This is a genomic window from Streptomyces sp. DvalAA-14 (genome assembly GCF_900091855.1).
Taxonomy (GTDB): domain Bacteria; phylum Actinomycetota; class Actinomycetes; order Streptomycetales; family Streptomycetaceae; genus Actinacidiphila.
Genome location: NZ_FMCH01000537.1, coordinates 20,410 through 32,488 on the forward strand (window position 1 = coordinate 20,410; position 12,079 = coordinate 32,488).

12 protein-coding genes are annotated in these 12,079 nt (G+C 73.9%); 6 read left to right on the forward strand and 6 right to left on the reverse strand.

Annotated features, from left to right (window positions below):
• Nucleotides 1-272 precede the first annotated feature (272 nt).
• Nucleotides 273-1,145 (reverse strand): lysozyme, encoded by an 873-nt coding sequence (locus GA0115240_RS28780; protein ID WP_093741139.1) that lies wholly within the window; start codon nt 1,143-1,145, stop codon nt 273-275.
• 318 nt (nt 1,146-1,463) lie between these two features.
• Between GA0115240_RS28780 and GA0115240_RS28785 the strand changes: the two genes are divergently transcribed.
• On the forward strand, nt 1,464-2,912 hold the full coding sequence (locus tag GA0115240_RS28785; protein WP_093741141.1) for an FAD-dependent oxidoreductase: 1,449 nt from the start codon (nt 1,464-1,466) through the stop codon (nt 2,910-2,912).
• Nucleotides 2,913-3,022: 110 nt separating this feature from the next.
• Nucleotides 3,023-3,805, forward strand: coding sequence for a hypothetical protein (locus GA0115240_RS28790; RefSeq protein WP_141708998.1), 783 nt, complete (start codon nt 3,023-3,025; stop codon nt 3,803-3,805).
• Between the two features lie 58 nt (nt 3,806-3,863).
• On the opposite strand, the gene GA0115240_RS28795 is transcribed toward GA0115240_RS28790, so the two are convergent.
• From GA0115240_RS28795 to GA0115240_RS28805, 3 genes are all read right to left on the reverse strand, one after another.
• Nucleotides 3,864-4,220, reverse strand: a complete 357-nt coding sequence (locus GA0115240_RS28795) for a VOC family protein (RefSeq protein WP_093741145.1) — start codon at nt 4,218-4,220, stop codon at nt 3,864-3,866.
• A gap of 69 nt (nt 4,221-4,289) precedes the next feature.
• The gene (locus GA0115240_RS28800; RefSeq protein WP_093741147.1) at nt 4,290-4,913 is read right to left on the reverse strand and encodes a DUF998 domain-containing protein; all 624 of its coding nucleotides are present in this window, start codon (nt 4,911-4,913) and stop codon (nt 4,290-4,292) included.
• A gap of 460 nt (nt 4,914-5,373) precedes the next feature.
• Complete coding sequence (locus GA0115240_RS28805) at nt 5,374-6,408, reverse strand: LLM class flavin-dependent oxidoreductase (RefSeq protein WP_093741148.1); 1,035 nt, start codon at nt 6,406-6,408, stop codon at nt 5,374-5,376.
• 509 nt (nt 6,409-6,917) lie between these two features.
• Here GA0115240_RS28805 and GA0115240_RS28810 point away from each other — a divergent pair.
• A complete protein-coding gene (locus GA0115240_RS28810) occupies nt 6,918-8,081 on the forward strand; it encodes an ATP-grasp domain-containing protein (RefSeq protein ID WP_161302535.1) in 1,164 nt (387 codons plus the stop codon).
• Between the two features lie 161 nt (nt 8,082-8,242).
• Here the strand turns inward: GA0115240_RS28810 and GA0115240_RS28815 are convergent, their stop codons facing one another.
• Nucleotides 8,243-9,109 carry an LLM class F420-dependent oxidoreductase gene (locus GA0115240_RS28815; RefSeq protein WP_093741151.1) on the reverse strand — a complete coding sequence of 289 codons (867 nt, stop codon included), beginning with the start codon at nt 9,107-9,109 and terminating at the stop codon, nt 8,243-8,245.
• Between the two features lie 155 nt (nt 9,110-9,264).
• Between GA0115240_RS28815 and GA0115240_RS28820 the strand changes: the two genes are divergently transcribed.
• Both GA0115240_RS28820 and GA0115240_RS28825 read left to right on the forward strand, forming a co-directional pair.
• Entirely contained in the window at nt 9,265-9,888 is a 624-nt protein-coding gene (locus GA0115240_RS28820) for a TetR/AcrR family transcriptional regulator (protein WP_093741153.1), read from the forward strand.
• A 197-nt stretch (nt 9,889-10,085) separates the two neighbouring features.
• Complete coding sequence (locus GA0115240_RS28825; protein ID WP_093741165.1) at nt 10,086-10,511, forward strand: OsmC family protein; 426 nt, start codon at nt 10,086-10,088, stop codon at nt 10,509-10,511.
• A gap of 554 nt (nt 10,512-11,065) precedes the next feature.
• Here the strand turns inward: GA0115240_RS28825 and GA0115240_RS28830 are convergent.
• Nucleotides 11,066-11,464 carry a TraR/DksA family transcriptional regulator gene (locus GA0115240_RS28830; RefSeq protein WP_093741155.1) on the reverse strand — a complete coding sequence of 133 codons (399 nt, stop codon included), beginning with the start codon at nt 11,462-11,464 and terminating at the stop codon, nt 11,066-11,068.
• Between the two features lie 250 nt (nt 11,465-11,714).
• Here GA0115240_RS28830 and GA0115240_RS28835 point away from each other — a divergent pair.
• On the forward strand, nt 11,715-12,079 hold a 365-nt coding region (locus GA0115240_RS28835), incomplete at its 3' end, for a hypothetical protein (RefSeq protein WP_093741156.1).

A 12,079-nucleotide genomic window follows, 5' to 3' on the forward strand; every position in this document is an offset into this window, starting at 1 on the left:
GGCGCCCATGGCGAGCGCTGCGCTGTAGTGTGCCCGTCACTCGTGCGTGGTGGAATAGCAGCCAGCCTCGGGACGTGGGGCTTTGCCGAAAGGAGTCATTTCGGCGGGCCTCATATCGCCGCAGAAGCGGGCGATGCGTGCGACGTCCCCCGCCCGGCCGGTTCGGCGGCTTCGGCCGGATCCCGCCGCCGCCCCGCCCCCCTACCGCGATCCGGGCGCCGGGAGGGGCTGTTCGGGGCCCGGAACGACGGTGTGCGCCGCCTCACCCGGCGTCAGGTGTTGTTGGCCAGGTTCTTCAGCTGGGTGGTGCTGCCGTTGAAGTAGTCCTGGTCGCCGGGGAGCGTGCCCTTGTCGGCGTACTGCCAGAAGGTGTAGAAGGGCCAGCCGGCCGGCAGCGTCCCGGCGGTGGTGGCGTAACGGGCCACGAACAGCGGGTCGTTGGACGCGAAGGTCTTGCTGTTCCCGGTGCAGCTGGTCCACCAGCCGCTGCTGGTGTAGATGGTCGCCCAGCGCTTGGTCTTGGTGTGCACCTCCTTGATGAAGGCCGAGATCCAGCTGACCATGGCGCTGTGGCTCAGGCCGTAGCAGGAGGCGCCGTAGGGGTTGTACTCGATGTCGAGCATGGGCGGCAGGGTCTTGCCGTCCTTGGACCAGCCGCCGCCGTGCGCGACGAAGTAGTCGGCCTGGGCCTTGCCGCCCGAGGAGTTCGGGGTGGCGAAGTGGTAGGCGCCCCGGATGAAGCCGGCCTTGTAGGAGTTGGTGTAGTTCGCGTTGAACTTCGGGTCCTTGTAGGTGGTGCCCTCGGTGGCCTTGATGTACGCGAACCGGCCGCCCTTCGTGTACGCACTCGTCCAGTTGACGGTGCCCTGCCAGTTGCTGACATCGAAGCCGGGCGTCTGCTTGCGGGTGGTGCTGGTGGTGCCCGCCACCCGGCCCTCGTGGGCCGCCACCGTCGAGCCCATCCAGTCGTGTTCGGGGTGGGCGGGGCGGTGGTCGGCGGCGACGGCGGCGCCGGCGGCCGCGGGGATCGCGCCGGCGAGGCCCAGCAGGGCGGCCAGCAAGGTGGCCAGGGTGGCGCCGATTCCGTGGAGTGAACGGCGCGCGAAGACCGGGCGGGGACGTGAGGCGTGTCCGGCGTGGTGCATGTGTACCTCCAAGGGTTGGGATGGTTCCTTGGCGCGTTCATGACAGCTCAGGACGTTATGTACGGAGAAACCGGGAGAAAACGCACCCGGTTGTGGCCATTGGAGCAGACCGGCGGCATGTGCAGGAAGCAGGCGCGCACGGTGGTCACCCCATCGGGTGAAGGCGGCGCGGCGCGCCGGACACCCCGGCCGACGCGCTGTCCACCGTCCGCGTCGGCCGCCGGCAGCTGCCGGATACGTGCCCGGACACGTGCCGGACAGGTGTCGGACAGAGCAGAGTGGGCAGCGATTCCTGATCCCTCGTCATCGGGAGGTCTCATGCCATCGGACAGCGGGCGCGGCCCGGCGCGCGGACGAGCGGTGGTGATCGGGGGCAGCCTGACCGGCATGCTCGCCGCCGCGGCCCTGTCCTCGACGACCGCGCAGGTCACCGTTGTCGAGCGCTACGCGTTACCCGCCGGGCCCGCGCCCCGGCAGGGCCTTCCGCAGGCCCGGCACGCGCACCTGCTCTGGTCGGGCGGCGCCCGCGCCGTCGAACAGCTGCTGCCCGGCGCCACCGAGCGGCTGCTCGCGGCCGGCGCCCGGCGGATCGCCGTACCCACCGACCTGGTGACGCTGACCTCCGGCGGCTGGCTCACCCGCTTCCCCGAACGCCAGTTCTTCCTGGCGTGCAGCCGCGACCTGCTCGACTGGGTCGTCCGCGACCTGGCGACGGCCCGCCCGGCGGTCCGCGTGCTGCCCGGCAGTTCGGTGCTGAGGCTGCGCGGCACCGCGGCCGGAATCACCGGTGTCGTGATCCGCGGCGCGGACGGCGAACGGGTCCTGGACGCCGACCTGGTGGTCGACGCCAGCGGGCGCGCCTCCGCAACCCCCCGGTGGCTGGACGCCCTGGGCCTGCCCGGGGTACGGACCCGGATCGTCGACTCCGGCCTCGGCTACGCCACCCGCGTCTTCCGCGCGCCCCCCGGCACCGAGGACTTCCCGGTCGTCAACATCCAGGCCGACCCCCGCCGGCCGGTCCCCGGCCGCAACGGCACACTGCTGCCCATCGAAGGCGGCCGCTGGCTGGTCACCCTGTCCGGCACCCGGGGCGGGCGGCCGACCGCCGACCCCGACTCCTTCACCGCCTTCGCGCGCGGCCTGCGCCACCCGGTCATCGGCGACCTCGTTGCGATGGCCGAACCCCTCGGCGAGGTGACCCTCGCGCACAGCACCGTCAACCAGCGCCGGCTGTACGAGAGGATGCCGGCCTGGCCGGAGGGCCTGGTCGTCCTCGGCGACGCGCTGGCCACCTACAACCCCCTGTACGGGCACGGCATGTCGGTCGCCGCCCAGCACGCCCTGGTCCTGCGTCGCGCGACCGGGCGGCAGCCCGTCACCTCCCCCGGACTGGCCCGGCGCGTCCAGGTCGCCGCGGCCCGGACGACGACCGCCGCCTGGTCGATGGCCGCCGGCCAGGACCTGCGGTTCCCCGGCGCGCAGGGCGAACCTCCCGGGCCCGGCGACGCCGTGATGAGCCGTTACGTCGACCGGCTCATGCTCACCGCGACCCGGCGGACCGCTGTCGGCCGCGCCCTGTTCGACGTGATCAGCCTGTCCGCCCCGCAGAGCGCCCTGATGCGGCCCGACGTCGTCGCCGCCGCCCTGGCGCCCGTGCGCTTCACCCCCCTGACCGATCCGCCCTTCACGCCGCAGGAACGGGCCGCCCTGCGTGCCGTGTGGCCCCCGCCCGTACCGGACGGGCCGGCCCCGGACGCCCCGGCGTGAACCGGGCGGCGCCGGGCCGGACCGTGGGTGTCGCGTCCGGTCGCGGGCGCCGTATCCGCGCTCGCCCGCCCGGTCGTAGAGTGTGCGCACCTGGGGATAGGGGGGCCGACGTGATAACCGAACCGGAGATGGCGGAAGAGCCGGAGTCGCCGCCGCCCGCGGACCTGGTCAGCGACGAGGACCGGCGGCCGCTGTTCGGCGGGTCCGTCCGGCGCCAGCCGTGGGTGTGGGCGGCCGGCGGGGCCGTCGCGGCCTCGCTGGCCTGGGCGGCGGCGCTGCATGTCACGCATTACGGCCGCACGGCGGCGCCCGACCTGCACGGCTACCACCTCAACGGCTCGCCGTGCACCGCCATCAGCCTGGAGCCGCTCACCGACAGCGTCTCCGCGGGCAGCATCCTGCCGGACCAGCCCTTCCTGCGTAAGGGACCGGCGCTGGACCACGTCTACTGCGCGCTCACCTCCTCGCTGCAGACCGGCGGCGGCTGGGCCAACACGTACGTCGTCGAGGTCACCGTCGACCTGCACAAGAAGACCGACCCGCGCGCCGAGTTCACCGACACCTACAACCCGCCGGTCTCCTCGCCCACCATGGGCGAAGTGAACGGCACGTATGTGCTGCCCGACCCCGGCGCCGTGACCCGGATCCAGGCCGGCATCGGCGACCTCGCCTATGTCAGCAGCGGCACCACCCACCAGTCCCTCAGCGTGCTGTACGGCGGCGCCGTCGTCTCCCTCTCGGTCGACGCCATCAAGACATGGGAGGGCGGCGGCAAGGAGCCCACCACCGCGGACGGCAACCCTCCCGCGGCCACCACGACCGTCGACATCACGGCGCTGCGACCGGTCGTCCTGCGAACCGTGCGGCACCTGATGAGCGAGTTGTCCTCCTAGCGCCCGCCGCCCGCCGGCGCGCGGCGGGCGGCCGGTCAGGCGGGGCGCGGGCCGTGGGTCAGGCGGGGCGCGAGCTCAGCACGCAGAACTCGTTGCCCTCCGGGTCGGCCAGCACCACCCAGGTGTCGTCCTCGCTCTGACCGACATCGGCGTGGCGGGCGCCGAGGCCCAGGAAACGGGTCACCTCGGCGTCCTGGTCGTCCGGCCGGAAGTCGAGGTGCAGGCGGTCCTTCACCGTCTTCGGGTCGGCCACCGCCACGAAGACCAGTCCCGGCAGCCGGTCCGCCGCCGGCCTGATCTCGTACTCCTCGGCCGAGTCGTTCACCACCACCCAGCCCAGCGCTTCGCACCACCAGCTCCCGAGCGCCACCGGGTCCGCCGAGTCCACCACCACTTGCTCCCACACCAAGGCCATACCGCCGAGGCTAGCCCGCCCGGGACGGTCGCGTCAGCCGCGTCAGCCGCGTCAGCCGCGGGCGCCGCGTCAGGTCGCGTCCTCCGACCTCGCCGGCGCCGGGCTCCGCAGGCGGCTGCCGTGCAGCAGGCAGGAGACGACGACCACCACCGGCCACGCGGCCTGAGCGGACGTCACCACGCGCTCGGCGATGCCGACGACGCCGCCGGTCTCCAGCTCGATCACGAACCAGAGCGCGCCGAGCCACATCAGCGCGCTGGCCGCCTTCGACGGCGCCGGCCGCAGCGCCCACGGTGCGTCCGGCCGGTGGTCCATGGCCAGCAGCGGCCACACCGCCAGCAGGGAGAATCCGACCCCGACCACCCAACCGTGCGGCAGCGAGCCCCCTTTGGCGGGGGCCGGGAACAGCACCAGCAAGATCGCCGCGAGGCCGCCGCCGGCCAGGCACAGCCGCCCGGCCCGGGCTGCGGGCCGCAGCCCCAGCGCGGTCACCAGGTGGCAGGCGCCGACCGCGATCAGGGTGCTGGTCAGCGCCCAGTACCCGTCGTTGTCGCCGGCCGCCAGGACGCTGATCGTCTGCCGGACCGGGTTGTAGCGGTGGCCTTCGAGCGCCGCGCCGGTCGTGTAGCCGGCCAGCAGCACGAGGGGGGCAATGGCGGACGACAACAGGGCCCACCACGCTACACGTCGCATCAGACCACCGTAAAACGGTCACCGGTCTCCTCGGCCGAGCACACGCAAGCGAACCGCCACCGGTACGAGTCGGGGGAGCCGGGCGCCGCCGGCCGCGCGGGCGGCAGGCGGGTCGAAACCGCGGCCGCACCCGGTCAGGTGCGCCCCGCCGGTCCCCGCGGGCGGGCTCACCCGAAGGCCCCACTTCGCCCGCATCCGGCGGCCCCGCAGATCCCGGGACCGGCGCCGCGCCCACCCCGACCGTCGCCGGGGTCTGCGCCAGCTGATCGCCACCGGCCGGCTCCGCCACGTCCTGCTCGGCGGCCCCCGCACCGCCGCGGGCCACGCCAACGCGACCTGGGCCCGGGCCCATTGCTCCCGGGTGGCGCGCTGGTCCGAGCAGCTCTGGTGCTGCTCCCGGGCATCGGCGGCCGGCGGGGACGGGGCGGGGAGCGGGGGTGCGAGCGCGGGCGGCTGACGATCAGGCGGCGGGGGAGGCCGGGGCCGGCCGCCAGCCGAGCGCCGGGCCGAGGCGGGTGGCGATGTCGGTGAGGATCTGGACGTAGTCGGCGTGCTCGAAGGTGAAGGGGAGGGCGAAGGCGACCTCGTCGATCTCCCGGAAGGCGGCGTGCGCCCAGAGCCGCTCGGCGATCTGCGCGGACGGGCCGACGAGGTCGGCGGCGAACATCATGCGGGCCGGGCCCTGCGGGGTGGCGGTCCGCGGTGTCCGCGCCCGGGCGTACTCCTCGTACTTGGCGCGCTGCTCCGGCGAGGCGCTGTCGGTGGGGATGACGACGAGTCCTTGCGAGACGCGGGCGCGGGTGCCCTCCGGGTGGTAGGCGCGGAACGTCCGGATGTGCGCGAGCTGGATCTCGGCGAAGTCCTCGGACTCCTCGGCCTTCACCACGCTGCTGGTCAGGAAGTTCATCCCGTGCTCGCCGGCCCACTGCGCCGACCGCAGGCTCGCCCCGCCGTACCACATCCGGGCCCCCAGGCCGGGGGCGTGCGGCTGGACCCGGTCCGAGAACACCTCGAAACCGGTGGTCCCGCTGAAGTCGGTGGCGGGCTCGCCGCGTACGAAGCCCAGCAGCCGCTCCAGCCGGTCGTAGCTGAAGTCCTCGGCCTCGGCGGTCTCGGGGTAGAGCGCGTCCTTGACCTGCTCCCAGTGCATCGGCGGTCCGACGCTGACGCCCGGATTGAGCCGTCCCCCGGACAGGATGTCGACGGTGGCCAGGTCCTCCGCGATCCGCAGCGGATTCTCCCAGCCCAGCGGGATGACCGCCGTGCCCAGCTCGATCCGGCTGGTGCGCTGGGTGGCCGCCGCCAGGACGGCCACCGGCGAGGAGATGCCGAACTGCAGGTGGCGGTGGCGCACCCACGCGCTGTCGAACCCGAGCCGCTCACCCAGCTCGATGACCTCCAGCGTCGACTCGTGCCCGCGCCGGGGATCCGCCGCGTCGAACAACCCGATCGTCAAAAACCCCAGTTTCCGCAACGGCTCCGAACTCTCCGGCACAGGGCTCCTCCATCGTTCACGGCACGCGGCCACGGCACGCGGCCACGGCACGCGGCCACGGCACGCGGCCACGGCACGCGGCCACGGCACCACTCGACCACCCCGATGATCTCAGCCGGGGCCGTCGCCCGGCGGCCGGGCCCGGGCCGCGGCGGTCGCCCGGTCGCGCGCGCGGGACCTCGCGCGGGACCTCGCGCGGGCAGGGGGTCCCGGCCAGGGGACCCGACCACCGGGTGCGGACATCCCGGAACCCGTCCGCAAACAGTCATGAAATCCGGCTGTCATGGTTTCAGGCTACGATCCGCTCCACACATGATCGGCAAGGACCGAATGTCCTTCGTCACCACGCCGGTTTCCGACCGTCATGTGCCAGCTCCTGGCGGGGCCCAGCGGTCCTGCCCGCACGGCCTCGCCCCGCCCCGGGTCCGCACCGATGACGAAGGAGCTCCGCGATAGCACTACGGATATGGCTCAGCAGCGCAGGAGTCGCCTCCACCGAGGTGATGCGGATGCTGCGCGACAACCCGGACGCCGTCGACGTCCGGATCTACGGTTCGAACGTGGACCGGGACGCGCCGGCGCTGTCGGCCTGCGACGTGCGCGAAGCCGAGCCCCGGTACGTCGGTGACGAGGAGTACGCCGCCTTCGCCCTCGACTTCTGCCGCCGGCACGGTGTCGACGTGCTCGTCCCGCCCCGCCGGCTGGCCGCGCTGGCCGGCCGGACCCGCGCCTTCGCCGAGATCGGTACCCGCCTGATGTGCTCGCCGCCCGCGGCGATCGACGTACTGACGAGCAAGAGCCGTACCTACGAAGCCGCGCGCGCGGCGGGCGTGCCCGTACCGCCGTGGCGGGTCGCCTCCGACGCCGACGGATTCCGCGCGGCTGTCGAGGAGCTGTCGGCGAACGGGGAGCAGGTCTGCTTCAAACCGGCCGGCGAGTACTCGGCGTTCGGCTTCCGGATCCTGGACGACCGGCCGCTGCGCATCCGGGACCTGCTGGCGCCGCCCGCGCCGCTGGCCTCGGTGGGCGCGGTGACGGACGCGCTGCGGCGGGCCGCGGACGAGGGCGAGGCGATCCCGGAGTTCCTGGTGATGCCCTACCTCGACGGCCCCGAGGTGAGTGTCGACTGCCTGTCCGCCCCCGGGGGCGCGACGCTCGCGGCCATCGCGCGCTCCAAGCAGGGCCGCTACCGGCTGCTGATCGACGACCCCGCGGTGACCGCGATCGCCCGCCGGCTGGTCGCCCACTTCGAGCTCGCCTACCTGTCCAACGTCCAACTCCGCACGCGTGACGGCGAACCCGTCCTCCTGGAGGCCAACCCCCGTGCTTCCGCGGGGATCTTCCAGACCGCCTTCACCGGCGTGAACCTCCCCTGGGCCGCGGTGCGCCTGCTGCTGCGCGGCGACGCCGGCCGGCTTGCCGAGCCACGTCTGGGCGCCCGGATCGCGGTCACCGAATCCGCCACCGTGGTGGATGTCACCCCCGTCACTCCCCTGACCCCCGTCGTGCCCGTGGGGGTCCCGGGTCCCGTCGCCCCGCTTCCCGAACGCCCGGCCGCCGAGCACGACGTGGTCCGTCCGCTCCCCCTGCTCGACAAGGGCCGCCACGGCCCGCAGCGCGCCCCCGCGCTGGCCGAGTCCGTACGCGGCGAGGCGACGGCGTCGGCCGGCTGACGCGCGGGGCCAGGCCGGGTGCGGCAGGTACGGAGGCTGGTGCGGACACGGGAGCCGAGGCCGGCGGGGCTGAGGCAGGAGCGGCCGGCGCCCCCGTGGCGTCGCCGCCTGCCACTCGCCGCCTGCCGGGCGCGGGGCGCTGGGCGCGCTCGCGTCGGTGCTCAGAACCCGGCGGCGGCCGGCACGATCTCGCGGCCGATCAGCGCGAGCCGCTCGGTCTCCCAGACCCGCGGCACCCGGCCGTGCGCCTCGGTGAAGCCCAGCGCGGCCAGCTGCTGGAGCTGCGCCAGCAGCTCGTCGGTCTTCTCGCCCTTCTCGCCCGTGTCCAGAGAGAGCATGACCGTCTTCTCTATGTCGTCGTAGTCGCGCCCCTCCGCCTCGCAGTGCCCGCGCAGGATGTCGAGCTTGCGCTCGAGGTCGGCGCCCGCGAAGAGGTTGCACGCCTGGGCGTAGCGGGCGACCAGGAGCAGCGTCTTCTTCTCGCCGCCGCCGCCGATCAGGATGGGCGGCCGGCGGATCGGCTGCGGCGAGTTGAGTGTGCGCCCGAGCCGGTAGTGGCGGCCCTCGTACGGGCTCTCGTCCTCGCTCCACATCTGCCGGCAGATCTGCAGCGTCTCCTCCAGCCGCTCGAACCGCTCGGCCGTGGCCGGGAACGGCAGCCCGAGTCCGGCCGCCTCCTCGTCGTTCCAGGCCGCGCCGATGCCGAGCCAGGCCCGGCCCTTCGACAGCACGTCCAGGGTGCTCACGAGCTTGGCGAGCAGACCCGGCTCCCGGTAGCTGACGGCCGTCACCCACGCCAGCAGCTGGACGCGGGAGGTGCGCGCCGCCAGGTAGCCGAGCGTGGTGTACGCCTCCAGCATGTCGTGCTCCGGCGGGCCGACCACGCCGATCTGCCAGACGTGGTCCATGACGCTGACCCGGGCGAAACCGGCGTCCTCGGCGGCCACCACCACCCGCGTGAGGTCGTCGGCCAGTCCGCCCGGTCCGCTCGGATAGGTGAAGTCCAGGATGTGCAGCCCTATCTCCATGGTTGCTCCTTTTATGAGAGTATGCTCTCATGACTGTAGAGCGCTTGCGTAACGTAGGGCAAGGCTCTGGGTGCCACGGAAGAAAACTCGCTGCCGGCCGTGGGACGCGCCGGACGCGCCGGACGGGACGCACGAGACGGACGAAAGGTGGACCGATGACGTCGCAGAGCACGGCGGGGCGTGCCAACCAGAAACTGCGCACCCGGACCGCGATCGTGCAGGCCGCGGCCGAGCTGAGCCGTACCGGCCGCGAAGTGACCATGCCGGAGGTCGCCAAGGCGGCGCTGGTCTCCGAGGCGACGGCCTACCGCTACTTCCCGGACCTGGCCAGCCTGCTGCGCGAAGCCATCGTGGGGCAACTGCCCACCGCGGCCGAAGCGTTCGAGCCGGTGGCCGGCTCGGACGACCCGGTGGTACGCGTCGCCGCCGCGACCGAGTTCCTGCTGCGGCACGTGCTCGCCCGGCAGGGCGTGGTCCGCGCCATGATCGCGGCGACCGTCATCCGCCCCGGCGAGCCCCATGCCCGCCCGGGGCTGCGCTTCGGCCTGATCGACGAGGCGCTGGCCCCGCTCGCCGACACCCTCGGCGCCGCCGACCCCGAGCGGCTGACCCAGCTCAAACACGACCTCGCGGTCGTCGTCAGCGCGGAGGCCCTCTTCAGCCTCACCGACCTGCACGGGCTGGACCCGCAGGACGCCATCACCAGCGTCGTCCGCACCGCGACGACGCTCACCCGGGCGGCGCTGCGGGATGCGGCGGGCGGCCCGGCACAGTCCTGAGCGGCCCACCTTGCGCGGCGGGGGCGCCCGCCGGGGCGCCGCGGGCGGCTGCTTCACCCGGACGGTGGCACCGGACCGCGGTACGGAGTGCCCGGACCGCCGGTGGGGCGGACGATCAGGGAGACGTCATCCGCTTCCGGTACGGCCGGTACCTCGTGTTCGGAGGCCGGTGCGGCCCGGTACAGAAGGGACTCCTCGTGGCCACCACGCGCACCGCTCACACCGAGTGGGAAGGCGACCTGCTCAGCGGCTCCGGCGACATCACGCTCGACTCCTCCGGGGCCGCCCACTTCCCCGTCACCTGGGCCTCCCGCGCCGAGGACCCCAACGGGAGGACCAGCCCCGAGGAGCTGATCGCCGCCGCCCACTCCAGCTGCTTCTCGATGGCCCTGGCGAACGGCCTGGCCAAGGCGGGCACCCCGCCGACGAGCCTCACGACGAAGGCGATGGTCACCCTCCAGCCGGGTACGGGCATCACCGGGATCCACCTCACGGTCGAGGGCCGGGTGCCGAATGTCGACGAGGCGGTGTTCAAGGCGGCGGCGGAGGATGCGAAGAGTAATTGCCCCGTGAGCAAGGCCCTGTCGGGCACGACCATCACCCTCACGTCCGTCCTCACCTGACCGCCCCCGGCCGACGGGGCTGCTTCTCGCGCAGTTCCCCGCGCCCCTGGGGGTGGGGTGGGGGCAGGCGATTCGGCTGCCGGCCGGTGGTGGGCTTGTCGCGCAGTTCCCCGCGCCCCTTCGGGGCTCGGGTGCGGGCCGCTGGGGGTGAGGCGGGCGGCGATTCGGCTGTCGGCCGGTGGTGGGCTGGTCGCGCAGTTCCCCGCGCCCCTTCGGGGCTCGGGTGCGGGCCGACGAGGTTGGATGCGCCCCGTCAGGGGCTCGGGTGAGGGGCCGCCGAGGTTGGATGCGCCCCGTCAGGGGCTCGGGTGAGGGGCCGCCGAGGTGAGATGCGCCCCGTCAGGGGCGCGGGGAACTGCGCGCTCAGCGGGTCACCGGCGGAGGGTCCGGGGACGGGTTTCGGGGGCTGTGCGGGCGGTCGGGGCCGGGGCCCGGCCCCGGGTGATGGTGCGGCCCCGTCAGGGGCGCGGGGAACTGCGCGGGCGGCCCAGGACCGGCGGAGGGTCCGGGGACGGGTCGCGGGGGCTGGGCGGGCGGTCCGGGTGGAGCCCGGGTCAGGGTGAGGTGGTGGACGCGCAGCGGATGCAGGTGGTGGCGGCCGGCCGCACCTCGAGCCGGTCTGCGGGGATCACCTCCCCGCAGACCTCGCACCGCCCGTACCCACCCCGCTCCAACCGCCCCAGCGCCTCGTCCAGCTCGACGAGGTGCTCCCGCGCCCGCGCCAGCAGCGCGGCCACGTGCGCCCGCTCGAAAGCGGTGCTCGACCCCTCCGGGTCGTGCTCGTCGTCGACCGCCACCAGGGCGTTCGCCGCGACGATCCCGTCGTATTCACGGCTGAGCGCCGCGATCTGCGCGCCGGTGTCGGCACGCTCGGTGGCCAGCCGCTCGCGCACAGCGGCGGGCTCGACCGGCTCGACCGGCTCGAATCCGGCATTGAAGGACGAATCGTTCATCTTTTCCACAACGCCGACACCGGGGCGCCCATTCCGCCGACCCGGCCGGGCCGGGCCCGCCCGCGTCGCCGGGTAGCCGGCCGCCGGCCCACCGGTACGTACCCGGGCAAATATGACGTCCGCTCAGGAAGGTCAACCTCCCGGCCGGGCACCGCGGTTCCTTGCCATAAGGTCACCGCGTGAGGGCCCGGCGGCACTGAGCGGGCCACCCGGCAGAAGGCATCCCACCCAGCGTGTTCAGGAGTGCAGCATGAGCTTCATCCAGAAGATAGTCGAGGTCACGGCGAAGGGCTTCGAGGCGGGCGAGGAGGCCGTCGAGGAGTACGCCGAGCACCGCCGCGCCGCGAAACTCTTCCTCAAGCTCGGTGTCGCCGTCTACGCCGAGCAGCGCCTGAACGGGACGCACGACCCGGTGGAGCGCATCCTGCTCGCACTGGACGGCCACGCCGCCGAGCACGGCGAGGTGGACCTGGATCACCTGGAAGCGGCCCGCGAGGTACTCGGCGAGGAGTTCATCGCGGACCTGAACGCCGAGCCGGCCCCGGTCGCGGCCGAGGCCGCCGCCCCGCCGGCCACCGCACCGGCGGCACCGGCACCGGTACCGGCCGCCGCCGC

Coding starts and splice junctions, on each gene's coding strand:
- GA0115240_RS28810 (WP_161302535.1), top strand. CDS start 6,918: ATGCTGCGCGACAACCCGGACGCCGTCGACGTCCGGATCTACGGTTCG.
- GA0115240_RS28820 (WP_093741153.1), top strand. CDS start 9,265: ATGACGTCGCAGAGCACGGCGGGGCGTGCCAACCAGAAACTGCGCACC.
- GA0115240_RS28815 (WP_093741151.1), bottom strand. CDS start 9,109: ATGGAGATAGGGCTGCACATCCTGGACTTCACCTATCCGAGCGGACCG.
- GA0115240_RS28800 (WP_093741147.1), bottom strand. CDS start 4,913: ATGCGACGTGTAGCGTGGTGGGCCCTGTTGTCGTCCGCCATTGCCCCC.
- GA0115240_RS28830 (WP_093741155.1), bottom strand. CDS start 11,464: ATGAACGATTCGTCCTTCAATGCCGGATTCGAGCCGGTCGAGCCGGTC.
- GA0115240_RS28785 (WP_093741141.1), top strand. CDS start 1,464: ATGCCATCGGACAGCGGGCGCGGCCCGGCGCGCGGACGAGCGGTGGTG.
- GA0115240_RS28795 (WP_093741145.1), bottom strand. CDS start 4,220: ATGGCCTTGGTGTGGGAGCAAGTGGTGGTGGACTCGGCGGACCCGGTG.
- GA0115240_RS28780 (WP_093741139.1), bottom strand. CDS start 1,145: ATGCACCACGCCGGACACGCCTCACGTCCCCGCCCGGTCTTCGCGCGC.